Below are 26,553 nucleotides of genomic sequence, written 5' to 3'. Positions count from 1 at the left end.
CTTATCCTGCAAATACTGTGGTGGCACGGCTAAGGCGGTCATTCACAGCCCCCCACTTACTGCTTACTGGCGGCTTTTCGATATAAATATTCATCGGTGTTGTCTCATCGATATGATGCAGCGTTTTATACATGTTTTTAGCATACTCAACAGGGCAAGCACTAAGCTTAGTAATATACTGAGGCGAAATGTGATTAGCTAATAACTGTTGCTCTGCCTTGGTTGAATAGATTAAATAATGTGTTTGCAAATGGGGAGTGTTACCCAAAACACTTGGAAAGTCTGCGCTATTAATAAGTGTTGCAGGAGCATGTGGCTGATAATGCGCCTTTACATTACCAGGCACTGCCTCATTGTGTGAAAGCGGTGTAGTGACATTCAGTCCGGTTTTTTGCAAAATATCTGCAGCGGATATAGGTCCTGGGCGTAAAATGCGAAGCTGCTCAGTGGTGGCATCAACAATCGTTGATTCAATACCCACATCACATTGACCGCCCTCTAATACTGCGCTAATTCGGCCATTTAAATCGCGCATAACATGGGCTGTGTTTATTGGGCTTAGTTGTTTGTAGCGATTAGCTGAGGGAGCTGCAAGCCCAGTATTTAATTGTTTTAAAACGGCTAAAAATTGCGGATGTGCTGGTACGCGTAAACCAATGCTATTCAAGCCACCTGTTACAGGGCTATTTAAATTATCTTTTGCATTTAAAATAAGTGTGAGCGGGCCTGGCCAAAAGGCTTCAGCAAGTGTAATCGCTGCCTTATTTACATTTTTTGCCCAGTAGTGCACATGTGATAGTTCAGGAATATGCACAATTAATGGGTGGTTTGTTGGGCGCCCTTTAGCGGCAAATATTTTTGCTACAGCATCACTATTGCTCGCATCGGCAGCAAGGCCATATACAGTTTCTGTGGGTAAGGCAACGCATTCGCCCGCTTTTAATAGTGCCACGGCTTGGTTAATACGCTCTTCAGTATTCAATAATTGAGTAGGTTGTAATGATGTCATAATAACTCTTAAGGATTACAAAACTGGCAATATGTTGCATCAGCAACGCGTTTTTTATTCGTTTCAATGTGGCTAAAGCCGCAACTATCACACACTGAAGTAGTTGATTTCATTTGTTCTGTTGGCATATTACATAGCTCACAGGGCAAGCCTTTTGTGACCTGTTTAGCAACAAAGTTAGGATTTTGGCACTGTGGGCATGTTGATGATAATCGCCTTGCAAGATCTTCTGCAGCTCGGCTAATAATTACTTGGCGTTGCGGGCTATACATGGCCCTCAGATCAGGCGTGATTGTACCTGTGCTTGGCGTTTTTTCTGTATACAAAGCAATAAGCGCTTCTATGCTAAGCCCTTTATGAAGCGTTTGGGTGTCGTCAAGTATCCAATGCTGGTTTTCATAGCGCTGACATGCAGTAGCGATTGATTCAGCACTGGTTCCACTGCTAATGCTTAAGCTGCTGGGCGAAAATGGCCCGCCAGCATATCCATAAATAGCATTGTTATTGTGTTTATCGTAAAAACAAATAACTTCTTCGTCCCAGTTCATTAAACCCGGGTATGGCCCACCCCCAAAACTGCCTTCACTGCCAAGCCCAAATTGCTCGCCTGTGAGTTCACATGCGCGCTGAGCTTTTGTCAGTGCCGCTGTGTTGGCACTACCATGACGTTGTACTTCGTGACTAAACATCCCAAGTGTATCGGTATCAAATAAATCAGTAGTGAATACCTCAAAACCAAGTGGCTCTAGAGCAGGGGCCACTAAAGGTGCCTTTTTATGTTTAGTAGCAATGACTATCTTTGGCATAGCTTATATTGGCTCATTAGAGGCTGAAATAGTTGAGAAATGTCCATTTTCGAACTGCTCTAGGGTATTATCATCGCCCCAGCGAATGAGAGTGAGCCAATGGTTATCAATCAGCTCCTTCACCATGACATGTTTGTTATAAATTGCCGCGATTGCCGATTGCGGCGCAGCAATATATACATTAAGGCGAATTGGTTCGTGCATCCATTTTTCCCCATTGTGCAGTGACTGCATGGCTAAGCCAATACGAAGGTCACCGCCATTTCCTTCAAATAATCCAATATTACCGCCGACTGCATTGTGGAGTATTTTATTACCACTGCCGTATTTATGGTTGTCGGTAACCGAGGCATTATATTGACTATTGATCCAATGGGTTACTATCATGGGGGCGGTCATAATCAGTTCTAATACCGCAAATTCGTTATCGTTTTCCCATTCATAATCATGTAAAAAACAGCGTCCTTGTAAGTTAACACTGCGAGTCCATGCTCGTGGTGCAACAATAAAGGCGGCGTTATTAGCAAGCCCCCATTCTGGGCGTACTTGCGACCAATCGCGGGCACGCTGATGATAAGCATGGTTAATTTCATCCGCGGTTTTATTAACTAACTGTGGGTCGATATTTACTAAGCGTTCTTGCTGAGCGGTTTGCGTGGCAACGGTTAGCCATTTTTTTAGATTGTCATTAAGCTCGGTATCGTAAGCGGTGATGACATCCGTGGTTGTGTTATGAATAGCGGCAATAAATTGCGTGCTCTGTGCCAGTGTTAGCCCTCGCTCTTTAAGCGCTTGGCGCACTTGGGTATCGTTTAGTAAGTTAGCCAGCACGCGTACATTAACTTCGCCACTTTGCCCGCCACAGGCTCCACATTCTAGGCCAGCGCTGTGCAAGTTATTAGTTGTATGACTGGCGTGACCTACCAACATAACATGCGGCGCAAACTCTTTTATTCCTAAGGTGTTAAGCACTTTTTGAGCTAAGTCGGTTTTGTCTTTTAGGGTCAGTTGTTGCTGGTTTTGTGTTAATTGCCAGTCGGTGGTTGCGCACTTTTTAGCTTTACCTTTAGATAAAAAGGTATTTTTTATTAATTTAAATGCATACAGCCAGCCTGCTGATTCAACCATAGAAAACGATGAGGGGGCTGATTTTGACCAACTTTGCCATGTAGCACTATTTTGACGAGATGCTTCAAGCGCCGCGTCTTTGTGTGTTTGTGTGGCATGTATGGCTGGTTTGAGTAGCCCTGGTAGTTGAGGACGAGTAATTGCACTACCATTTTCTTGATATTCTAGTGGCAAGCCAAAAAAACCGGCAAAGCCGAAGGTTTCTATATTTTTACTTTGCGATTCAAGCGCGCGGCGAATAACCTCTGAGCGTACATCAATACAAAACACTGCTTGTAATTGAGCGTTGTTCACTGGCGTTTTAGTGGCGTTTTGTAGCGCATGATTAAGCGGGTATTGATAGCTCAGCTCCAGTGCTTTTGCCCACACCCATAATGGCTTTTGTGCCAATTTGTGTGCATGCAGGCGCTCAATTACGAGTGACTTTTCTTGCTGCCACTGACTTTGTAGTTGTTTAAATGAAGCACTATCATGATCTGCCAGATACTGCCAAATAACCAAGTCCCATGCCATTCGCATGGCCAGTAGCTGTTTCATATCATCTTTGGGTTTAGCGTAAAGTTGGCCTTGGAATCGTAAATACGCCAACCACGATGCCCAACCATTAATATCTAAAAGCAGCGAATGAGCATATAACTCTAACGAGTCGTTATCTATATTAAGGGTTGAGAGTGTTAGTGCAATCAGTTCATCAGCGCAAGTGGGCAGTCGCTTAAAGTAGCCATTTAAATGCTTTTCATCCATTACAATACTAATGCCTTTATCCGCTTGAATAACGGTTAACCAATGGCGATATAAAGGTGATTGTGATGATGTGTCATCACCATGAAGCATAGGGCCAAGCTGCTGATAATGCGCGGCACAAAACTGGCTCAATTGATGGGTGATTTCATCATGCCAAGCCATTTTATGTTTATTGCGCTGCTGGTCGAGTAAATCTGCAATGTTGTGCCAATCCACTAAAGGAACATCAATGTGAAGGGTTTTTATGAGTTGCTCATGCGTAAAGTCACTGTTAAGTAACTTGGCTGCATCGGCTAAGTGGTTATCAGTAATAATGCCGTTGTCGTACTTGTGCTGATAAAAGTCTTTAGGCATGAGCATATTGGCATTACATAAGGTATCAATGCGTGCGCTTACATCTTCAATAGGAAGGTGGCGCATTTCCCAAAATGGGTTAACGGCAATCATCTGATCTAAAGGCCAGTTTGGTGCTATGTAACCGCATACTTTATTAAGTATGTTGTTTTCAGTGTCACTTAACGATAATGCCGTGTGATTTGAATGCGTTTGATTGCTCATTTTGATTCCTCAACGGTGATTCCAGCTGCATGATTTTTTAAATCGGTGTGGCCATTATTAGGTAAATTTATCGGCCATATTTTTAGGGTTAACCGCGTAAACCACTCATCTAAATACAAACCTGCAAATAATAGGGTGGAAAGTGATTTAACCTGTGGTCGCCAAGACTGGTAGCGTAAAAAGTAGCTGGCAATCATTAACGTTAAAATAAGGGCTATTACCCAGCTATCGGCGAGGCTAAATGCAGCTTCGCGCCACTGCTCAAGCTCTAGTGCTAAAGTAAATATATTTTTAGCAACCACATAACTAATAACAACTAATAGTGCGACTAGCAGTTTTTTACTGTGAGTTTGCACGCTAGAAGCGCCATGTTGGTTGGCCAGTAAAATAGTTAAAGCCGATGCTAAAAGTAGCCACACACTGACCGCGCCTTGATAGCCACTAATGGTCCATGCAGCGCTAACTAGGGTAATCGACACCAATGCCCCCGTTAACCAAGCAAAGCACGTGGGTGATTGTTTTGGAATGTGGCGGCGAATCAGATCTTCGTTTACACCGTTGCCTGAGTTTAAAAATGCAAAGGCTTTATAGGTTGAATGAGTAACAAGGTGAAGCAGAGCCAGTTCAAATAATCCCAGCGCACATTCTATGAGCATTAATCCCATTTGCGCACTGGTAGACCAAGCAAGCCTTACTTTAACGCTTATTCGGGTAGTCATTATCAAAGCGCTGATCACCGTAGTTAAACCAGCAATAATTAAAATTAACCACTGTGCAGCCGCAGCTTGAATAAACAAAGGCGCAAATAAAATTAATAAAAAGCCACCTAAATTTATCACCCCAGCATGCAATAAGGCACTGACGGGTGTAGGCACCTCAACCACTTTGATTAGCCAGCCATGCATAGGCAACTGAGCACATTTGATTAAAGCTGCAAAAGCGATTAAAAAGGCCGCGAGTTGTTCAGCCAAAGATAGCGGTAGTGTGGTGATGTGATAAAAAGTAGTGATATCGCTAATGTATAGGCTATTGTGAGTAACCGATAATATAATAAATGCGACGAGTAATAAGGATTCAGCTACGCGTGCCACAATAAACTTTTTATGAGCGGCGAGTACCGCACGAGGGCGCTCAGGATAAAACATTAATAGTTTATGCAGTGCTAAACTAATTGCCACCCAGCCTAGCCAAAATAGCGCTAAGTGATTGCTCATAACTACAATCATCACTGCGGTTACGGTTAATAGCAGCCAGCGCCAAAAGTAGTTTACACGTGGCTCACCTTGCATATAGTGTTTGCAAAACCGAATTAATATTAGCGTTATGAACAGGATTAGTCCTAGCATAATAGCGCGGGTCACTGAGAGCGATAAGAAACTCAGTAAATCAAAGGCATAAATACGATAAAGTGCAACGGCACTGATAAATGCAACACTATTAAATAGCATCACTTTAAACAGTACATTGCCATTTGAGGCACAAGGTTGTCGGCCAATTAGCCACGCCGCTAAAAATGTGCTTAATGGCATCATTAGTAATAATAACGAAATAATATACTCGCTCATTCAGTGCTCCTTATTTAGTTATTGGAGTATGACAAACTAGATAACTAAATAAAAATAGATATAATGCATATAAACGTTCTATAAAAGAGAACTATAATGAGCCGTTTGAACTACCATCACTTGTATTATTTTTGGTCTGTTGCCCGAATTGGTAACTTGACCCAAGCCGCTAAAGAGCTGCATTTATCGCAGTCAGCACTCTCCACTCAAATTAAACAGCTAGAGCACACCATTAATATTGAGTTATTTGAACGCAAAGGACGTACTTTGGCGTTAACCGATATGGGAAAGCGGGTGCAAATGTACGCCAACGATATATTCACTAAGGGCGAAGAACTGTCGTCTTTTATTCATAAAGGGGTGATTTCCCAAACTCAGCATTTATCAATAGGGGTGCTTAATACGCTCTCTCGTAACTTTATCGAGGAATTTATTAACCCTTTAATGAGTAACGACGAAGTACGCTTTTCGCTTACTGCAGGGCGTATGGATGGGCTGTTAAATGGCTTGGCAGAACACGAACTGGATTTAGTTTTAACTAATAAACCCATCGGGCTTGAGCATTACGATCAGCTTTGGCAGAGTCAGTTGGTATCTCGCCAGCCATTAGCCATAGTGGGTCCAGCTGATAAAAAAATACGTGGCCAATTTCCTACCGGTTACACAGTTGCACAATGGGTGCTACCCAGTAAAACCTCCGCGATTAGAGACTCATTTAATGCTTTGTGTGCCCGCTGGCAGTATCAGCCAAAAATAAAAGCAGAGGCTGATGATATGGCTATGCTGCGATTACTTGCCCGTGATAGTGGTGCACTATCGGTATTGCCCTCAGTCGTCGTAAAAGATGAAATAGAACAAGGCCTATTAGTTGAATACCAACGTTTACCTGATGCATTTGAGCACTTTTATGCCATTACCGCACAGCGCAAATTTGTACCTGATATATTAAAGTCGTTGCTTGCCAAAACCTGTTAATTACTTTTAAACTAACGTTTTTATTAAAATATTTTATGCTTGAATAATAAAAAAAAGAATTAAAGGTTTTAATTAGATGGCCGACAAAGTACTTAATTGTACTGAAGATTAAGGATAATCATGGTTAATAAACTACAAGGAAATTATGCTAACCTAAATGCGTTGCTTGCCCAATCAGTCAATAATTCAAACCACAGCAATGTGTCCACAGGCTTACAATCGCGTGCTCACTTAGCGCCAAGCACGGCAACAATCACTGATGAAATGCTCAGTCAGTTTAGTGACGAACAAGTCGATGAAATACTTAATCAGCAATTATCCTCGTTACTCACGATTTCCAGCGCACCCAGTGGCTCAAATTATAAACTCTCCAGTGAAGAGGTTGCGCTGCGAACGGTTATCAGCTCTCAGCAAGAGGGCTTATTAAAAAACGAACGTAGTGATCAGTTAATTGAGCGTTTAAACAGCTCGGTAAAAAATATTCAAGGCGCTTATGCTAACACTAGCGATATTTTATCAAACTTGGGGCAACTGGGATTTAATCAAAAAACATTTTTAGCATCTAGCCAACAGCGTGTTGAACGCTCACTTAACCCTTTCATGGAAAGTTTTAACCGCGAGCGATATGAGGATGATGATAACTATGGATTTGAGCTGTCGGTAAAAACCAAAGAAGGTGATGTTATTAAAATCACTTTTCATTCTGCGCAAGGTTACGATGAAGAAACCGGCGAAACCACTGACGAATTTAGCGTAAGTTATGAAGTAGATGGCGACTTATCTGAGGCTGAACATCAAGCATTAACGCAAGTACTTTCTGGTGTTGGTGAAATGGCGGATGAATTTTTTAAGGCCAAACAAAGCGCTTACAGTCGTTACGTACCCGCAAACCAAGCTGATTTAGATTTAAGCTTTCTAAGCAATTTTGATAACAAAGAACTTTCGGGTTTTGATTTGTATTTTTCAACGTCAGAGGGAAATACTGTCGATGCTGATGGAGCGATGCTCGGAACAGATAATGAGCTTAATTTAAGCTATACCCTTGATGAAGATTCTGAGCAGCAAATACTGGAGTTCGAATCGGTAAACGGACAAAACAATATTGATTTTTCGCTCGATATGTCAACCATTGGCGCTCAAGATAAAAGCCAAATGCAGCAATACATAAAAGCGCTTGATAAAAGTTTAGAAGATAGCCAGCTCAATAGCTCAGAGAAAAGTACGCGTTCGGCGTTTGGTCACAAAAGTGATGAAGTGATGAAACAAGGGCTCGCTGTTTTTAAAAGTGCGTTTAGTAGTATGTCATCAGCCGCTGAGCGCTATAGTCAAATAGAGTCAGTTGCTACACAGCAGTTTACTAACGGACGCGAGCTGGTAGCTGATTTAGTTGACAATATGATCACCCGTGATCCACGCTATCAAGGACTAGGAAGTAGTGATAAAAACTCCCTAGGCGACGGGATTTCTAAGTTAGCTGATTTTGATGCAAAATTCTCTTTTGCAATGGATCAAGGTGATTACATAGCAACAAGCACCACAAAGCTGAGTCAAAATACAGAACACCAAAAATCAGCAGGGTTAACTGGAGTTACTCAAGATAAAACGGCGAGCACGCGTTTTAATTATGAAGAAGGTAACCGCTCTGATATCCCCCCTGATTATTATGACAAACAAGAAAATTACACTATTGGTACCGCTGTAAAAAATAACGAATTGGTTGCCCTTGATCAGGCTCATGAGGTGGATGTAGATAAAAAAGTGTATCAGTTTAATCCCGAAATATCTCAATACGAGCTAAAAAAAGAATTGAAAGAAACCACCACCAGTGAGAGTAATATTCGTCTTATTAATGATATTTGGCTCGAGAAAAATGAAGATAGTCATCGTATGGATGAAAGAAAACGACTCAGTGGTGTGGGGGCGTCGAACGAGTTTAGAACAACATCGAGTTATTCACATACGCAATTAGTAACGTTAATCGGTGACTTAGATAAATTAGAACAAAACAAAGAAGCCAAACGTGAGTACTTAGCCGTTTTATCACAAGTGGATGATTTTATGGATAAAAGCAAGTAACTGTTATTTACTTAAGCTCGATTGTGGGTATAGTAGCTAAAACACTATTTAAGTATAAGGTTATGTTTAAACAATTAATTTTACTCTTTATTTTGACTCTACCACTGGCAGCGAATGCAACGTTCAAACCACACTCGGACGCTATGACTGCTAAGCGTTTATTAAGCGAGCACGATAAATTTGCTAAGCAATACCAAACATTCTCGCCTACACCGCAAGACGTTGCATTGATGCAAAAATTAGCAGGTAAAGAGTTGTTAGTGCTTTTAGGTAGCTGGTGTCATGACAGTGCTCGCGAAGTACCTCGATTAATAAAGTTACTTGATGAGTCTAAGGTTGAACTTTCGAAAATAACCTTTGTTACTGTAGGTTATGACAAACGTGATGAGGCAGGTATTGCGCTAGCGCATGACTTACAATATACCCCCACTTTTATTATTAAGCATAACGGGGTTGAAGTTAACCGCGTAGTAGAAAAACCCAGCGGCACTCTCGCCCAAGATCTAACCTTGGGCTTATAACGAGAGTCAGCTAGCCAGTATTATGTTCGAGGTTTTATTTTTACACTGGCCAATCAGCGGCGTCTAAGTCATCTAATTGTGCATCGCAGTGCTCATTCCCTTGCCATTTGGCAATATATTCACCGTGTGGGTCGTATTGCTGGGTTTGTTTTGCCAAATTAAAGTGTCGCCCACCGCGCGGATCGACCCCAACCCCAGCAATATATTGCCAGTTGCCCCAATTAGCGGCTACATCGTAATCAATAAGTTGTTGTTCAAAGTAAGCAGCGCCATAGCGCCAGTCTAGTTGTAGTTCGTTGACCAAACAGCTGGCTGCAATTTGTCGTGAACGGTTAGTGATAAAGCCCGTTGCGTTAAGCTCTTTCATAATAGCGTTAACTAGCGGAAATGGGGTACTGCCTTGGCACCATTTTGCAAAACGGTTCGGGCTAAAAGTGGTAAGTGGCGAGCTTTGTTTTTTACCTTTAAAAGTAAATAACTGATGCTTCACATTAATTGCATGCCACTTAAAATACTCACGCCAGAGCAATTCAAACTTGATCCAGTATGTTGATTCATTTTCCCCATGCTGCGCTTCATAAGCATCTACTGCACAAAAAATTTGCTTGGCACTAATACAACCAAAAGCCAGCCAGCTACTAAATTTAGTCGAGTTATCAAAGCCATCCAGCTCATTACGGGTGATTTTATAGCTGCTTGGTAAAGCTGATGAAAAGTACTGTAGACAATGCGCAAGGCCGGCTTTGTGTCCACCTTGGAGTAAAGGGTTTCCTGTTGGCGGCTCTGATATAGGCTGTTTAGCACATAAAATAATAGGCGGTGGAAGTCTTTTTGCTGAGAATGGCACTGCGGATAAACTGATACCAGTGGCTTCGATTTTTTTTCTAAAAGGGGTAAAGCCGGTTGGTAAATCAGTAAGTTCAAAGGGCAGTTGTTGCTGTTGATATAAGGTATCTTGCATCACAGATTTAAATACCACAGTAGCGCATTTCGATTTAAGCGCGGTAATTTGGCGTTGCTCATAAACGCCTATTTGCTCGCTATAAACAACTTCATCAATGCCAAGCTCATTAATACGCTGTGTTAATACCCTTACCGGATCGCCTTCTAAAATATGCAAGGTTTGGCCAAGCCCTAAAACAGACTCCTGTAGCTCGTATAGGCTTTGCATTAGAAAGCGTTGTTTATGTACACCATAGGGTTTTTGTTGATAGTTATTGCTTTTAAACCAAGCAGGATTGATCACAAATACGAGATCAAGTTCACATTGTTGTTGTGATAAATCATTGAGTATGGGGTTGTCATCAATGCGCAAATCATTTTGCAGCCAATACAGAATACGTTTTTTCATACTTAAGCTCTGGTTTTTAAAATCATTAACTTTACGAAGCAAAAGCGGGTAGGGATTAGTTTTGAGGTGTTTAATAGGGCTTTAAAAAGAGGCGGTAACAATACCGCCTCTCAATTTGTTTCCGTTGTATTTTAGATAGCTGATTTTTGCTGTGCTATCCAGTCATTAATTACATCTTCTAGTACCGCCATAGGGAGTGAACCTTGACCAATAACGGTATCGTGGAAGCTGCGAATATCAAATTTTGCGCCTAGCTGTTTTTCTGCTTTGGCACGTAGTTCGCGTATTTTAATTTCGCCCATTTTGTATGAAAGCGCTTGGCCTGGCCAAGAAATATAGCGGTCTATTTGATCTTCCACTGCGCTTTGTGGCAAAGCGGTATGATCAGCCAAATAATCAATCGCCTTTTGGCGGCTCCAGCCAAAGGCATGAATACCGGTATCAACCACTAAGCGCACAGCGCGCCACATTTCGTAGCCTAAACGGCCAAAGTCACTGTATGGGCTTTGGTAAAAGCCCGCTTCTTTACCTAAACGCTCTGTATAAAGTGCCCAGCCTTCGCCAAAAGCAGAGTGGCTCAGTGTGCGTCTAAACTCAGGAACGTCTAACTCCATCGCAATGGCGTTTTGTAAATGATGCCCAGGTATGGCTTCGTGTAGGCTAAGTGCTTCTAAATTATATAAAGGCTGCAGTTTTGGAGTTGAGGCTAAAAAGTAAGTCCCCGGTGAACGATTATCTGGCGGTGGCATATAAAATGCGCCACGACTCGCTGAGCCTTTAATAGTAAAAGTATTGCGCGGTAAGTGGCCAAAGTAAGTAGGGAGTTTGCCATACATTTTTTGGGTTATAAAGGCGGTTTTTTCGAGCAAGTCTTGGGGATCGGTTGCGTAAAATTGCTCATCGGTTGCCAAAAGTTCTAAAAACTCGCTATAGCTGCCATCAAAGCCAACTTTATCAATAATACTTTGCATTTGCGCTTTGATGCGTGCCACTTCTTTAAGGCCAAGCTCATGGATTTGCTTGGGGGTCGCATTTGTTGTGGTGTAATAATTTACTGTATATTTGTAATAATCAAGGCCCCCTTTGATGCTTGCAATACCGGGCTGCGCTCTACAATGTGGCATATATTCGTTTTCAAAAAAGTCATAAAAGTGCTCGTAAGCAGGCACGACTTTTGAGGCAATTAACGCTTTAGCTTTATTTTGGTAAGTTTCTTTTTGCGCTGCGCTAAATGTATTAGGGATACGGGTAAATGGCTCATATAAGGCGCTATTCTCAGGTTGTATAACTATATGGGCGCTAATACTTTGGCCATAATTTTTAAACGTTTCGCAGTAGTGGGTAAAACCAGTTTGAATGCCTTGCTTCATTAAATTAATGTTTTGCTGATTAAAGCGCGGGTAATCACTAAGGCTGATTAAAAATGCATCGTAATCCTCGGTGGTTAAAAAGGCCATGTTAGCCGGCGCTTCTGCAAAGTAAGTATGCCAGCCACTTAAAAAATTAACCGGAAAGTATTTATCTTGGTAAAGGTAGCTTTGCTGCTCGGTTTCTCGCTCATATTTAAACAAGCGGTAGTTCATTAACTGCTCGCTGTTGAGCGTTTTAGGATCAATGCTGGCTAAGTTTTTTAGTACGCTGTTGTTGTAAGCTTGGCGCTTCGCAATGGCTTGCTCGCTCCAATCGGGTAGGGTGCCGTTGGGCTTCCAACCATCAGGATCGGTTCTAAAAAATATTTTCTCAGCTTTGGCATTTTGCCAATGGTTATCAATAATGGTTGTTAAGTCGCTGTTACTGTCGGCTAAGCTTGGCAGCGAGGTGGCTGCTAAGGTAATAGCTAAGATTGTTTTTTTTAGCATGTTGAATTTCACTTTTTAAAATTTTAATTATTACTTATGCGCGCTGATTTTATGATAATAACAAGTTCACTCAATTAATGCGTTGTTTTATAACATTAAGGCGTGTGTTTAATTGCTCTCCTTACTTATTTTATTTATATAAACAATGGAGAAATAATTTTTTAAGAATAATGATTTAAACAGTACATAGACAGCTTACCAAGGGTATGTGGGGCAACCATACGCTTTGCACTTTGACGTCAAATAACCCTTTTACGAGTACTATTACTTTATTTTAGATAAAAAAATAGCGTACTTTTATTGTACGCTATTTAATTTTGACCTAGCATCTAGCATCTAGCATCTAGCATCTAGCATCTAGCATCTAGCATCTAGCATCTAGCTTTTATTGCGGTTTTCTTTACTAAACGCGCGAATTTTACGTTTTTGCGACAAGGTTACTTTATTAGTACGCCCTGCAAATGGATTATCGCCCTCTCTAAATTCAATTTTGATTGGCGTTCCCATAATTTTAAGTGCTTTACGGTAGTAGTTCATTAGGTAGCGTTTGTAGCTATCAGGTAAATCATGAACTTGGTTACCATGAATGACGATACGCGGCGGATTATAACCCCCAGCATGCGCATATTTAAGCTTAACACGACGACCGCGAACAAGTGGCGGCTGGTGATCCGCTTGTGCCATATCCATAATACGACGTAACATAGCGGTGCTAATTCGTTTAGTTGCCGACTCATACGCTTCGTCAACTGATTCAAATAAATGACCAACACCCGTACCATGTAGCGCAGAGATAAAGTGCAAGCGGGCAAAATCAATAAAGCCCAAACGACGATCAAGCTCAGTTTTAATACGATCTTTAACGTAGTTGTCTAGGCCATCCCACTTGTTCACGGCAATTACCAATGAGCGCCCTGAGTTAAGGGCAAAGCCTAATAAGCTTAAATCTTGATCTGAAATACCATCGCGGGCATCAACCACTAATAGCACCACGTTACAATCTTCGATTGCTTGTAGTGTTTTAATGACTGAGAACTTCTCAACCACGTCACTTACTTTTTTGCGTTTACGCACACCGGCTGTATCGATAAGAATATATTCTTTATCATTACGGGTCATCGGAATATAGATAGAGTCGCGCGTTGTACCTGGCATATCGTATACAATAACGCGATCTTCACCCAGTATACGGTTAGTAAGGGTTGACTTACCAACGTTAGGACGACCAATAATAGCCAGCTTTACCGGCTTGTCGGCAAACGCTTGGTGATCTGTGTCATCTTCTTCACCTTCTTGATATAAGTCGATAAGTTCTTCATCGTCATCGGCTACATCTTCATCAAGTGCGGCAAGTTCAGCAATAACTGGCTGAAGTGTTTGCTCAAGCAGTAAAGTAATACCACGACCATGAGCGGCTGCAATATGATGAACTTCACCGAGTGAAAGTTGATAAAACTCAGCACAGTTCGAGTCAGCATCAATGCCGTCTGTTTTATTGGCTACCACAAAGCACTTTTTCTCTTGCTTACGTAAGTGGTTAGCAATAGCTTGGTCAGCCACTGTCATACCTACGCGAGCATCAACTAAAAATAAAACAATATCCGCTTCTTCAATGGCTAGTAATGACTGATCAGCCATTTCGGTTTCGATACCTTCTTCTGAGCCATCAATACCGCCCGTATCTACCACGATAAATTCAAAGCCATCGTAATTTGCTTGGCCATATTTTCTATCACGCGTTAAGCCAGGAAAGTCGGCAACGAGTGCATCACGAGTACGTGTTAAACGGTTAAATAATGTGGATTTGCCCACATTGGGTCGCCCTACAAGAGCGATCACGGGAAGCATAAACTACCTCTTTAAAAAACAACAAAAGGCTTCGCAGTGCGAAGCCTTACAAAAAATAATTAACTATTAGTGCCTTACACTAATAGTAGACAGTTAGTTCGGTATTTTTACCGCGCTAACTTCACCATCACGGGTGTATAAAATCAACTTATCGTCAGCAACAACAGGCTCAACAAAAAAACCTGAGCTGTCAAAGTCTTCACGAGATACTAGCTCGCCAGTGTCTTTATTTAACCAATGCAAATTGCCTTCTTGGTCACCTAACGCTAAATAATTACCGGCAACCGCTGGGCCTGTTAAGTACCAGCCACGAAGAGCGGGTTGGCTCCAACGCTCAATGCCTGAATCTTTATCAAGTGCATAAACAACGCCGTTACTATCAACAACGTAAATTGTTTGCAAATCCATGGCAATTTCACGGTAGCTGCTGTATTCACGTTTCCATACAACATTACCAGAACGAATATCAACTGCTGATAAGTTCCCATTGTATGCAATAGCATAAGCAAATGGGCCACTAATAAGTGGTTGTGTATCAACATCAACTAAACGCTCAAACTCTGATGCGCCTTTTGCTACTGCAATTTCTGCGCTCCACGCTGAGTAGCCGCTCTCAGAAATTAAAACACTGAGCTTACCTGTTTCAAGGCCAACCAACACACCACCATTAGCGACGGTTGGTGAACTTTGACCGCGTAAGGTAAGTGCTGGCACTTCTTGCTCAAAGCTCCAGCGCTCTTCACCCGTATCAGGATGCAGGGCCAGTAACTTACCTGATGCTAAATTAACAAACACTAAACCATCGCCTGCAGCAGGTTTAGACAGTGATTCGCCTGGCACTTTTTTACGCCATACCTCTTTACCTGTCTCACGATCAAGGGCAATGACATAGCCATGTTCTGAACCTAAATAGATTTTACCATAAGCTTGTAATATTCCGCCTGATAATTTTGCACTATCGTTATCGCTCCAAGGCCAAAACGATAAATCATGACGAACATCGGTTTCCCAAAGCGTATCACCATTGGCAAGTGATAACGCTTCTACTTGGCCTTCGCGACTCGCTACATAGACAGTATCTTTATAAACAGCTGGTGATAGGCGTGAGAAGTAATGCTCTACACCGCTACCTATTGATTCTTGCCAAACAACTTCTGTTTCAAACTGATTGGCTATTTCAGGAAGTACCAGTTCTTCTTCATCATCACTTGATGAACAGCCCATAAGTGTTGCCATACAAAGGGCGAGCGTTGCTGTTGTTATTTTTCTCATGCCTAAAACCTTATGCCGCTGGGCTAGTTACTGCTAGGTCATCTAACTTAATTTGTAATAGAGGATTGCTGGTTAATCCACCGGCATCAACCGCAGCTTGGTAGGCTACGCGTGCTTGTTCTTTATTGCCTTGCTGAGTGTAAATATCGCCTTTTAACTCAGCAACATTTGCATTAAATGCCTCTGGCAACGGCGAATTTAACGTAGTTAATGCATCATCGTATTGTTGTTGAGCAATTTGCACACGCGCTAAACGCGTAGTGGCAATGGCTTTTAACTGCGCGTTATCGACATTTGATACAATCCAGCTTAGCTTTTCATTAGCTACATCTAATTTTTGTGCATCTACCGCTTCTTTTGCAGCAACAAATGCCGCTAAAGTTGCGTATTGAGTGTCTTTATTTTCACTGATGAAGGCATCAGCAGAAGCTAATACGTCATCACTTTCAACAAGCTTAGTGTAGGCATCAGATGCTTGCTCTGCTGTTGTTATTTGGTTTTGATCATAGGCTTTCCAGCCATATAAACCACCTAAACCTACAGTTATAACTAGTGCAAGTGAAACGCCGTTTTCACGAAAAAAGCGTTTAATCGCTTCTGCTTGTTGTTCTTCAGTTGAATAAATTTCCATGCTTACCTCTATTAAAGCGCTTTACTCGCTGCGCTTTATGTAATTTTAACTATTAATTAGTTCTGCAAGTAGCTCTTTAGCTTGTTCTAGTTCTAATGTGACTTGTTCTTTACGCTCACGTAAATACTTTATGGTCACAACGCCTTGCTCTAATTCATCTTCACCGATAATAACCGCGACTAATGCATCGCTTTTATCAGCACGTTTTAATTGTTTTTTAAAGTTACCACCGCCAGCATGCACCATAACGCGTAATCCAGGTACGTCACGACGTAACGTAGATGCAATAATAGGCGCTTGAATGCTGGCTTTGTCGCCCATGGCTGATAAATATACATCAGTACTACGGCGTATGTCACCTACACATTCAAGTGCTTGAAGCAATAAAACTAGGCGCTCTAATCCCATCGCAAAACCAACTGCTGGGGTTGATTTACCGCCTAATTGCTCAACTAAGCCATCATAACGACCACCGGCACATACTGTACCCTGTGCACCTAAGCTATCGGTTACCCATTCAAATACAGTACGGTTGTAATAATCTAAGCCACGAACTAGCTTTTCATTAACCGTGTATTTGACGCCTGCGGCATCTAATCGTTCACATAAATTTTCAAAATGTTCTTTTGATTCAGTATCTAAATGTTCAGATAATTTTGGCGCATCCACTAATATTGCCTGTATATCTGGGTTTTTAGTATCCAAAACGCGCAGCGGGTTAGAGTACATACGACGCTTAGAGTCTTCATCTAGTACATCGGTATGTTGTTCTAAGAAGGCAATTAAGGCATCACGGTACTGCGCGCGAGCTTCATTTGAGCCTAATGAGTTAAGCTCTAAGCGTACATGATCGCTTATGCCAAATGCTTCCCAAAGTTGCGCCGTGAGTAATATAACTTCAGCGTCTATATCGGCGCTGGCAATACCAAAGGTTTCTAAACCAAATTGGTGAAATTGACGGTAACGACCTTTTTGTGGGCGTTCATGGCGAAACATAGGGCCCATGTACCAAAGGCGTTGTTCTTGATTGTATAACAGGCCATTTTCGTTACCTGCACGTACACACACCGCGGTACCCTCAGGGCGCAGAGTTAAATTATCACCGTTACGATCGGCAAAGGTGTACATTTCTTTTTCTACAATATCGGTTACTTCACCAATAGAGCGTTTAAATAGGTCGGTTGATTCTACAATTGGAAAACGAATTTCTTGATAACCAAACGATGATACGGTCTCGCGTAAAATGTGCTCTACTTTCTGCCAAACTTGCGTATCGCCTGGCAGGCAATCGTTCATACCGCGAACTGCCTGAATTTGTTTTGCCACTGATAAATCCTAAATCTGTTTATGTGCAGTCTTAGACTGCAACCACGTAAAACTAAAAAAATCGACCGCGCATTATAACCCTAACTACAAGGTAATTGCGAGTATAGCGGTGTGTATGTAATTTGTACTGCGCTGTGAATGCCGCTACTAAAAAAGTCAATTGAATGCATATTGCTGGCGTTTAAATCACTCTACGATTTTTATATCGATTGGTGTTTGTTGCTGCTTTTGCTCGATAAAATCGCGCACATAGCCTTCGAGCTGATCAACAATATTATTGTTATCAATACGGGCTTTTTGGCGTTCGCCATTTATGTATAAGCCTGAGCGACGGTTTGCACCGGCAAGGCCAATATCACTGACTAGCGCTTCGCCTGGGCCGTTGACAACACAGCCAATTACAGACACTGAAACCGGTTCAATAATGTCTTCTAAACGTTCTTCAAGTTGGTTCATGGTGCTCACAACATCAAACTCTTGGCGTGAACAGCTTGGGCAAGCAATAAAGTTAATCCCGCGCGAGCGAATACGCAGTGATTTTAATATATCAAAGCCAACTTTTATTTCTTGTACTGGGTCTGCAGCGAGAGATACGCGCAGCGTATCACCAATGCCTTCTGCTAATAACATCCCTAAACCAACGGCCGATTTAACAGAGCCAGAGCGCATGCCGCCAGCTTCAGTTATTCCTAAATGCAGTGGCTGGTCTATTTCTTTAGCGAGCAAGCGATACGCGCCTACCGCTAAAAATACGTCTGATGCTTTTACTGAAATTTTAAATTGATCAAAGTCTAAACGGCGTAATATATCTACGTGGCGCATAGCCGATTCTAATAGGGCTTCTGGAGTGGGTTCGCCGTATTTCTCTTGTAAATCGCGCTCAAGTGAGCCGCCATTTACCCCTATTCGAATAGGAATGTTATGCTCACGCGCTGAATCAACTACCGCTCTAATGCGCTCTTCACTGCCAATGTTACCTGGGTTGATACGCAAACAATCAACACCGTATTTTGCTACTTTTAATGCAATGCGATAGTCAAAGTGGATATCGGCGACAAGGGGTATCGACACTTGCTCTTTAATACTTTTAAATGCCTCAGCGGCATCCATGGTCGGTACTGACACGCGAACAATATCTGCACCGGCATCTTGAATAGCTTGAATTTGGGCTACAGTGGCATCAACGTCCATCGTATCTGTGTTGGTCATCGACTGCACGGCAATAGGTGCACCATCACCAATAGGAACATTACCCACATTTATGCGTGTGGATTTTCTGCGTTTTATAGGAGATTCTGAAAACATAGCGACTACTCTGCTAAGGGTAATTTAAATTTAGCTAAACGGTTTTTAGGAAAGGCCGAAATATCAACTGGCTCACCATTTAGGGTAATACGAACAACATCATGCTTGCCTAATACCACTGAAAAAGGCGCTACTCCGGTTAGGGTCATTTCGTAGCCTGCTTTTTTTACACCAAAAGCAATTTTTTCATCATTGGCATCGTGAATTTCTACCCAGCTCTCATCGTTAAACATCATAAAAATGGTGCTTAAATCACTGTTTTTTGGCTCACTGGTGCTCTGTGCATTATTAACTGGCGCAGCTTGAATTGTTTGTTGTTCATTTTGTAATGCAGAATCTACTTCTTCTGTAGATTCAATGTCATTTAATAGTGCCTCGTCGGCGGCTTCAGCTAACAGCTTGGTGTTTTCTTGTTGTTGAGTTATGAGCGAGTTATTAGCGTTAATAGTTTTAGTTTGTTCATCAATAGGCATTGCATTTTGCCACCACCACACTGCAGAAGAACCAATAACGATAGCTAAAATTAAGTAACTTACGGTCATAAGTCGGCTGTCATGGGCTTCTTTTTCTGTGCGCCTTGAAAAGCTTTGCATATCGACCGGTTTATCTGATGTGCTAAAAGCCGGCAGCATCGCTAAAATAGCTGTGCTATCAATGTTTAGTGTGCGGCAGTAGTTTTTTATATAGCCTTTAACGAACGTTTTTGCACCGAGTAAATGATACTCGTCGCTTTCAATATGCTCAACTTGTGATTCTGTTAGCTTTAATAGCGAGGCGATTTCAGCAATGCTGATATTTGCATTTTCTCTATGCGATTTTAGTATTTGTCCTACAGAGGGTTCGTCGCTCTGCGGTTGTGTATTATCTTCATTCATAATATGTATGAGTCTGGATCCACGAGTAAAAGTTAATGTTTTGGCTTAATAACCAGAGTAAGACTTTGTTTTTATTTTTTAGTGTTCGTTTATTCTTGCTACTAGAATGCACGCTTTTAAAGGGTATCATCAGCTGCGGTTTTATAAAAACGTTAGTATCGCCCTTTTAAAATTTTTGCTGTTTTTATTTTTAAAGCCCTTTAATGCACCTAACATATAGCAGTTTAGCATTGAATCACACTGAAATGCTAAATTGGTTTACAGTAAAACGAGCGATATCAACCGATACACTCGTTTTTACTCTTATTTATACTAATTTAAAAAGGTATTTGTGTCTCTGTTGTATTTTATGCAGCTTACTTTACTGAATCATCAGAGTTTACAGCAGATGTTGGGCTTTTTTTACGAATAATTTTTATTTTTGGCTCCACAATAATTTGATTGTTATTACTGCTTTCTTGCAATTCATCAAGTTGTGCTTGACGGTACTTTTCTCGCAGCACTTCAAACTCTGTTTGCCTTAATTGGTTGTCACGAATGGCGTTAGCTTGAACACTATTTGGGTACGTTTGCAAAATGGTAGCTGCAATTTTTTCAGCATCTTCTATTCTACCCATGCGTTGTTTAACCAAGTAGCTGAGTAACAATGCTCGCGAAGAAACCTGTGCAGTATCGTCATAACGTTTTATTAAAGTACTGGCTTTATATAAGTCACTTTTGGCGTAATACAAAGCCGCTAAGCTTATTAATGTAGAGGCGCGTTGCGAGCTGTGGTTTAGCGCTTGTTGAAAGTAGCTTTCTGCATTGGTAAAGTCATTAAATTCAATGGCGCATAAGGCTAAATTTTCATAGCTTTGTGCTACACGAATATAGCTAGGAATTTCAATCGCTTTTAAAAATTGATCGGTCGCGCGATCATACTCATCAATACTACATAAAAACGTACCGTAGTTATTTAGGGTGTTCGGATCGTCAGGCTTAATCGCCAACGCTTTTTGATAGGCTTTGTCGGCTAATGCATTTTCGCCAACTTGTTGGTAGTAATAGGCTAAAGAATAATGAACTTCGGGAAGATTTGGTGCATATTCGCTCGCACGCTCAAGGTTGTATTTTGCTTGGGAATTATTACCGGTGTTTAAATATTGTAATGCCAAAGCAATGCGGGTACGTGCTGCGCCTGCGTTGTTTATTTTATTTTCGACGACGGGTTTGTCACTGCCGTTGTAACTATTTTCAGTCACACAACCGCTTAAAAGTAGTGTTGATAGTGCTAAAGCAAGTAAAGATCGCATTACCTTGTCTCTTTATTTATTTCCATAGCCTCTATCTTACCTCAAAGCCTTTGTGTTGCATCATTTATTTAAAAATAAACAATTTATCACAAAGGCACAGAGTTACTTAGTTAGGCTTGGTGAATATTTACTGCAATTGCATTGTCATCACGCATTTTCTTTTTAGCCATACGTTTTGTTCTATCAACCACATCGCCAGCTAACTGACCACAGGCAGCGTCAATGTCGTCCCCTCGTGTACGACGAACAATACAGGTAATCCCCGCAGCTTGTAATACCTTTGAAAAACGGTCAATTCGGCTGTTGCTTGAACGCGTATACTCATTACCTGGGAACGGGTTAAACGGAATAAGGTTTACCTTAGATGGCGTACCTTTTAGCGTTTTAACCAGTTCATGTGCTTGGTCGGTACTGTCGTTTACGCCATTAAGCATAACGTATTCAATGGTGACATCTTTATTGGCTTTTGAGCCATCAATATAACGACGACAGGCCGCTAAAAATTCTTCAATTGGGTACTTTTTATTGATCGGTACTAAAATATCACGCAGTGCGTTATCAGGAGCGTGAAGTGAAATAGCCAGTGCTACGTCTATTTTTTCTTTTAATAAATCAAGGGCAGGTACTACACCCGAGGTACTTAATGTAACGCGGCGCTTAGATAAACCAAAGCCCCAGTCGTCCATCATCAGCTCCATCGCTGGTACGACGTTTTTAACATTCAGTAGCGGCTCGCCCATTCCCATCATAACGACGTTAGTGACAGGGCGTTTTTCACTGTTTCCATCAAGGCCAATGTCTTTGGCTACACGCCATACTTGGCCGATAATTTCAGATACTTTTAAGTTACGGTTAAAGCCTTGTTGTGCCGTTGAGCAAAAAGTACATTCCAGGGCACAGCCCACTTGAGATGATACACATAACGTGGCGCGATCTTTTTCTGGGATCCATACGGCTTCAACTTCTTGGCCGCCTTCTAGTACTAATGCATATTTAATAGTACCGTCGCTGGCTTGCTGGCGAACTGAAATTTCAGGTGCAACGATTTCACACTCATTTTTAAGCTTTTCTTTTAGCTTTTTGTTTACGTTGCTCATTTCGTCGAAATTATCTACGCCAAAATGATAAATCCATTTCATCACCTGATCGCCACGAAATGGCTTTTCACCGAATGATACAAACAACTCTCGCATTGCATCTCGGTTTAAATCTAATAAGTTAATCTTTTTTTGCTCGGTCATGTAACAACCTCAATCGGTGGCGGTGATGGTAAAAATTTACAAGGGCGAATTGTACACAATTCATCCACTATAATCATTAAGTAAAACATCATAAATAAACGGTTAATACTTTACGTAATGACTAAAAAAGGGCTCGAAAGCCCTTTTCATACTTTGCATCACAGGGTTAGCTGTGAACTCGAATTAACGAGTACGTGGGCAAAGTTCTTCGTCAGCGAAGAAGTACGCGATTTCGCGAGCAGCAGATTCAACAGCGTCAGAACCGTGAACCGCATTTTCGTCGATGCTATCAGCGTAGTCTGCACGTAAAGTACCCGCTAGTGCTTCAGCTGGGTTAGTAGCACCCATGATTTCACGGTTTTTAAGAACAGCGTTTTCGCCTTCAAGAACGGTAACCATTACTGGGCCAGAAGTCATGAAAGATACTAAAGCACCAAAGAAAGGACGCTCGCTGTGCTCAGCGTAGAAACCTTCAGCTTTCTCTTGTGAAAGGTGAACCATTTTAGCTGCAACGATTTTAAGACCTGCAGTTTCGAAACGGTTGTAGATTGCGCCGATGTGGTTTTTAGCAACTGCATCAGGTTTTACGATTGAAAAAGTACGCTCTAAAGCCATCTTTGTGCTCCAATAATTTAAATAAAAGGTTGAATATTAACGGGCGCGAATTATACGCGTTTTAGTCAAAAAAACCTAATTTATTCTACCTTGCTTGCTTTTTTTAATTTGCTAACCCCGATTTATGAACTAAAAACAATGTTTTTACGTTTACTATGTGTTTATAAACATGAGCTATACTTTTGTTTAAGTGGTGAGACTTTTTATTCATAGTACACTTTTTATAGACTCAATATGCATGCCGATACATTTAAACACTAAGGTAACAATATGTTTTTTAACCAATCTTTAAAAAATCAAATCGCTGATTTACAAAGTAAGCTTTCTGTAAGGGAGCAGGTTAAGCAAAGCTTAGACAGTGAAATGCTGGTGTTAGAGCTTGATAAGCAAGGTGCTATTTTAAGACAAAATAAAAATTTTGAGCGAGAGTTTAACTACTCAAATAACAAAATAATTAATAAAAACATTTTAGACTTCATACCTGAAAATGCTAGAAATAACGCGGACTTTCATGTCTTTAAAAAAGCGCTAAGTAAAGCAGAACATTTTGCCGGCGCTATCCAAGTATCCCACTCAAACGGACAACGAGATTGGTTACGCTGCATTTTACATCCTATAAAAAACGAGCAAGGTCAGTTAGAGTATTTAACCCTGCATTGCACTGTGCTTACACAAATAATTGAGAGTTCAAGAGAGAACGAAGATTTAATCAAAGCATTGCATCGTTCAACAGCGGTTATTGAGTTTGATACTCAGGGTATAGTTCTACGTGTTAATGACAACTTTTTAAAAAGTATGAGTTATTCAAGACAAGACGTGGTGGGCAAGCATCATGGTATGTTTTGTGACGAACAAGAAGCGAGTAGTAAAGAGTATCAGGCCTTCTGGCAACGTTTGCGTAATGGTGAGTTTATTGCGAGCAGATTTAAACGTATTGATAAACACGGCCATGTAGTTTGGTTAGAGGCTTCATATAATCCGATTTTTAATGAAGCAAATGAGCTCTATAAAGTAGTTAAATTTGCCACAGTGATCACTGACCAAGTAGAAAGAGAACTGGCTACAGAGCAAGCGGCGAGTATTGCGCATGGCACTTCTATCGAAACTGATAATAACGCTGATAAAGGTGCTGAAGTGGTACAAAAAACAGTTCAGGTTATGAACGAATTGTCGGTACAAATGGAGCAAGCAGCTCAAGAAATTTCAGCATTAGATAAACAGTCGCAACTCATTGCGAGCATAGTGCAGAGCATTAGCAGTATTGCTGATCAAACTAATTTATTGGCACTTAACGCGGCTATTGAGGCCGCGCGTGCCGGCGAGCAAGGCCGTGGATTCGCGGTGGTGGCTGATGAAGTGCGTTTACTTGCCTCCAGAACCAGTAAAGCTACCGAAGAAATAGTGGATGTTGTACAGCAAAACCAAAATTTAACTCAATCAACCGTTGCAGTAATTGAGCAAGGTAAAAATAAAGCGCAACAAGGCCTAGCGCTCTCCAAAGAATCTGGTGATGTAATGAGTGATATTAAAAAAGGCGCGCAACAAGTTGTTGATGCCGTTAGTCAATTCTCGAACCAATTAAGCAGTAAAAAATAACTTAAATTTACAGCTCTTCATTTATTAGAGCAGAAGAGAAATTTTGATGATCTTGATCAAGGTTTCTCTTTTGCCATCTCATTATACTTGCGCGCTTTATTTCCCTTAATTATTCATGCAACCGGCTTGAACCCGGTTCGATGTATGGAGCGCACATGTCAGCTGTTTCTTCTTCAACCTTATTTGTACCTGAATTACTTTGCCCCGCAGGCAGCTTAAAAAACATGCGTTATGCCTTTGCCTATGGTGCCGACGCGGTTTATGCCGGCCAACCGCGTTACAGTTTAAGAGTGCGCAATAACGAATTTGATTTAGATACATTACAAATAGGGATTAACGAAGCACATGCGCTGAATAAAAAGTTTTATGTAGTGTCGAATATTGCCCCGCATAACGCAAAAGTTAAGTCGTATTTACGTGATATAGAGCCGGTGATTGCTATGAAACCGGATGCATTGATCATGTCAGATCCTGGGTTAATTATGCTAGTACGTGAAAAATGGCCTGATATGCCTATTCACCTTTCAGTACAAGCCAATGCAGTGAACTACGCAAGCGTACAGTTTTGGGCAAAACAAGGTATTGAGCGGGTAATTTTGTCTCGCGAGCTATCGCTTGAAGAAATCAGCGAAATTCGTGCTCTGTGCCCAGAAACAGAATTAGAAGTATTTGTGCATGGCGCACTGTGTATGGCTTATTCAGGGCGTTGTTTACTCTCAGGCTATATTAATAAACGCGATCCCAACCAAGGCACCTGCACCAATGCATGTCGTTGGGAGTATGATGTTAAACCTGGTACAGAAAACGAAACCGGTGAAATGGTACATAAAATTGACCCTAAAACGGTTATACCTACGTTAGGTGAAGGCGCACCAAGTAACGATGTATTTATGCTAGAAGAGCAAGGTCGCCCGGGTGAATATATGCCTGCATTTGAAGACGAGCACGGCACTTATATCATGAACTCAAAAGACTTACGCGCCGTGCAATACGTAGAGCAGCTAACAAAAATGGGGGTGCATAGCCTAAAAATAGAAGGGCGTACTAAGTCATTTTATTATGTTGCCCGTACCGCACAAGTATACCGTAAAGCGATTGACGATGCGGTTGCAGGTAAACCATTCGATGCTGATTTATTTAAAACTCTTGAGAACCTTGCACACCGCGGTTATACCGAAGGTTTTTTAAAACGCCACGCTCATCAAGATTATCAAAATTACGAATACGGTCACTCTGTATCTACCAAGCAGCAATTTGTAGGTGAAGTATTAGAACGTAATGCTAATGGTTTGGTTGAAATAGATGTAAAAAATAAATTTTGCGTTGGCCATTCATTAGAATTAATGACGCCAAAGGGTAATATTAGCTTTGTGCTTGAATGTATGGAAAATAAAAAGGGCGAAAGCATTACTGATGCTAAAGGCTCAGGCCATATCGTAAAAATCCCACTGCCTGACAACATTGATTTAGAGCACGCGATACTTATGCGCAACTTGGATGAAAACCAAGACACCCGCAATCCTTTCAAACAAGCTGTTTCATAATAGAGAGTTTAATCATGGCTTTACTTATAAACAGCAAATGCATTAACTGTGATAGTTATAAGGTTTTCAATTAAAGTCTTTAAAAACAGGTTGTTACTTTGTCGTGCTATAGCTTGTGCTACGATTTTACGTAACTCGTTAGCACTTAGTTAGTATCTTAAAAACAGCCTTAAAAGGCAAATTGTATTAACTAAAAAATTAAAAACACAAACTACCATAATTTTTGAATCGATATTATTTAAATCTAATAACGCTTAAATAAGATTCCAAGTAAGTAAGAGTACTGGTAGATAACGTAACTCAATCTGATCAGCTAAATGAATTAAACGTAGTTTGAAGTCATGTTTGCTAGGGTCATTGAAATAGACATTAGAAATGTCAATTAGAAATGTCAATTAGAAATGTCAATTAGAAAT

General features: G+C 41.2%; 19 protein-coding genes and 1 pseudogene. 5 read left to right on the top strand and 15 right to left on the bottom strand.

The window, feature by feature from the left end:
- Position 1 precedes the first annotated feature (1 nt).
- The 4 genes from BM380_RS05880 to BM380_RS05865 are packed head-to-tail and all read right to left on the bottom strand — an operon-like array spanning position 2 to position 5,810.
- A complete protein-coding gene (locus BM380_RS05880) occupies positions 2–1,009 on the bottom strand; it encodes an L-threonylcarbamoyladenylate synthase (RefSeq protein WP_090493499.1) in 1,008 nt (335 codons plus the stop codon).
- A gap of 8 nt (positions 1,010–1,017) precedes the next feature.
- Complete coding sequence (locus tag BM380_RS05875) at positions 1,018–1,770, bottom strand: DUF6671 family protein (protein WP_254772054.1); 753 nt, start codon at positions 1,768–1,770, stop codon at positions 1,018–1,020.
- A gap of 48 nt (positions 1,771–1,818) precedes the next feature.
- Positions 1,819–4,245 (bottom strand): DUF2309 domain-containing protein, encoded by a 2,427-nt coding sequence (locus BM380_RS05870; protein WP_090493495.1) that lies wholly within the window; start codon positions 4,243–4,245, stop codon positions 1,819–1,821.
- Entirely contained in the window at positions 4,242–5,810 is a 1,569-nt protein-coding gene (locus BM380_RS05865; RefSeq protein ID WP_090493493.1) for an NADH-quinone oxidoreductase subunit L, read from the bottom strand. The genes BM380_RS05870 and BM380_RS05865 overlap by 4 nt, the downstream gene beginning before the upstream one ends.
- Before the next feature lie 96 nt (positions 5,811–5,906).
- Here BM380_RS05865 and BM380_RS05860 point away from each other — a divergent pair, with 96 nt between their 5' ends.
- The 3 genes from BM380_RS05860 to BM380_RS05850 all read left to right on the top strand — a co-directional run bounded on the left by BM380_RS05860 (position 5,907) and on the right by BM380_RS05850 (position 9,382).
- On the top strand, positions 5,907–6,785 hold the full coding sequence (locus BM380_RS05860) for a LysR family transcriptional regulator (protein ID WP_090493491.1): 879 nt from the start codon (positions 5,907–5,909) through the stop codon (positions 6,783–6,785).
- Positions 6,786–6,905: 120 nt separating this feature from the next.
- Entirely contained in the window at positions 6,906–8,861 is a 1,956-nt protein-coding gene (locus BM380_RS05855; protein WP_090493489.1) for a hypothetical protein, read from the top strand.
- Positions 8,862–8,923: 62 nt separating this feature from the next.
- Positions 8,924–9,382: a TlpA family protein disulfide reductase gene (locus tag BM380_RS05850; RefSeq protein WP_090493593.1), complete on the top strand. Its 459-nt coding sequence runs from the start codon at positions 8,924–8,926 to the stop codon at positions 9,380–9,382.
- A 40-nt stretch (positions 9,383–9,422) separates the two neighbouring features.
- Here the strand turns inward: BM380_RS05850 and BM380_RS05845 are convergent, their stop codons facing one another.
- From BM380_RS05845 to ndk, 11 genes and pseudogenes are all read right to left on the bottom strand, one after another.
- Complete coding sequence (locus BM380_RS05845) at positions 9,423–10,733, bottom strand: DASH family cryptochrome (protein WP_090493486.1); 1,311 nt, start codon at positions 10,731–10,733, stop codon at positions 9,423–9,425.
- A 131-nt stretch (positions 10,734–10,864) separates the two neighbouring features.
- Positions 10,865–12,592 carry a DUF885 domain-containing protein gene (locus BM380_RS05840; RefSeq protein WP_090493484.1) on the bottom strand — a complete coding sequence of 576 codons (1,728 nt, stop codon included), beginning with the start codon at positions 12,590–12,592 and terminating at the stop codon, positions 10,865–10,867.
- A gap of 378 nt (positions 12,593–12,970) precedes the next feature.
- The gene (der, locus tag BM380_RS05835; protein WP_010389444.1) at positions 12,971–14,440 is read right to left on the bottom strand and encodes a ribosome biogenesis GTPase Der; all 1,470 of its coding nucleotides are present in this window, start codon (positions 14,438–14,440) and stop codon (positions 12,971–12,973) included.
- A gap of 93 nt (positions 14,441–14,533) precedes the next feature.
- Positions 14,534–15,712, bottom strand: coding sequence for an outer membrane protein assembly factor BamB (gene bamB, locus BM380_RS05830; RefSeq protein ID WP_028834271.1), 1,179 nt, complete (start codon positions 15,710–15,712; stop codon positions 14,534–14,536).
- Positions 15,713–15,722: 10 nt separating this feature from the next.
- A complete protein-coding gene (locus BM380_RS05825; RefSeq protein WP_090493483.1) occupies positions 15,723–16,343 on the bottom strand; it encodes a YfgM family protein in 621 nt (206 codons plus the stop codon).
- Positions 16,344–16,388: 45 nt separating this feature from the next.
- Positions 16,389–17,669 (bottom strand): histidine--tRNA ligase, encoded by a 1,281-nt coding sequence (gene hisS, locus BM380_RS05820; RefSeq protein ID WP_090493481.1) that lies wholly within the window; start codon positions 17,667–17,669, stop codon positions 16,389–16,391.
- Between the two features lie 186 nt (positions 17,670–17,855).
- Entirely contained in the window at positions 17,856–18,974 is a 1,119-nt protein-coding gene (gene ispG, locus BM380_RS05815) for a flavodoxin-dependent (E)-4-hydroxy-3-methylbut-2-enyl-diphosphate synthase (protein ID WP_013462930.1), read from the bottom strand.
- 5 nt (positions 18,975–18,979) lie between these two features.
- A complete protein-coding gene (locus BM380_RS05810; protein ID WP_013462931.1) occupies positions 18,980–19,849 on the bottom strand; it encodes a RodZ domain-containing protein in 870 nt (289 codons plus the stop codon).
- 392 nt (positions 19,850–20,241) lie between these two features.
- A pseudogene (gene pilW, locus BM380_RS05805) lies at positions 20,242–21,141 on the bottom strand (type IV pilus biogenesis/stability protein PilW); the annotation flags it as partial.
- Positions 21,142–21,251: 110 nt separating this feature from the next.
- On the bottom strand, positions 21,252–22,382 hold the full coding sequence (locus BM380_RS05800; protein ID WP_010389431.1) for a dual-specificity RNA methyltransferase RlmN: 1,131 nt from the start codon (positions 22,380–22,382) through the stop codon (positions 21,252–21,254).
- Positions 22,383–22,565: 183 nt separating this feature from the next.
- Entirely contained in the window at positions 22,566–22,997 is a 432-nt protein-coding gene (gene ndk / locus BM380_RS05795) for a nucleoside-diphosphate kinase (protein ID WP_008111339.1), read from the bottom strand.
- A 270-nt stretch (positions 22,998–23,267) separates the two neighbouring features.
- Between ndk and BM380_RS05790 the strand changes: the two genes are divergently transcribed.
- Positions 23,268–24,593: a methyl-accepting chemotaxis protein gene (locus BM380_RS05790; protein ID WP_090493479.1), complete on the top strand. Its 1,326-nt coding sequence runs from the start codon at positions 23,268–23,270 to the stop codon at positions 24,591–24,593.
- 155 nt (positions 24,594–24,748) lie between these two features.
- A complete protein-coding gene (gene yegQ, locus BM380_RS05785; RefSeq protein WP_090493477.1) occupies positions 24,749–26,137 on the top strand; it encodes a prephenate-dependent tRNA uridine(34) hydroxylase TrhP in 1,389 nt (462 codons plus the stop codon).
- Positions 26,138–26,553 lie beyond the last annotated feature (416 nt).

Source organism: Pseudoalteromonas sp. DSM 26666 (assembly GCF_900116475.1).
Taxonomy (GTDB): Bacteria; Pseudomonadota; Gammaproteobacteria; order Enterobacterales; family Alteromonadaceae; genus Pseudoalteromonas; species Pseudoalteromonas tetraodonis.
Note: the sequence above shows the minus strand (reverse complement) of the source record. Positions and strands in the feature narration are given on the sequence as shown.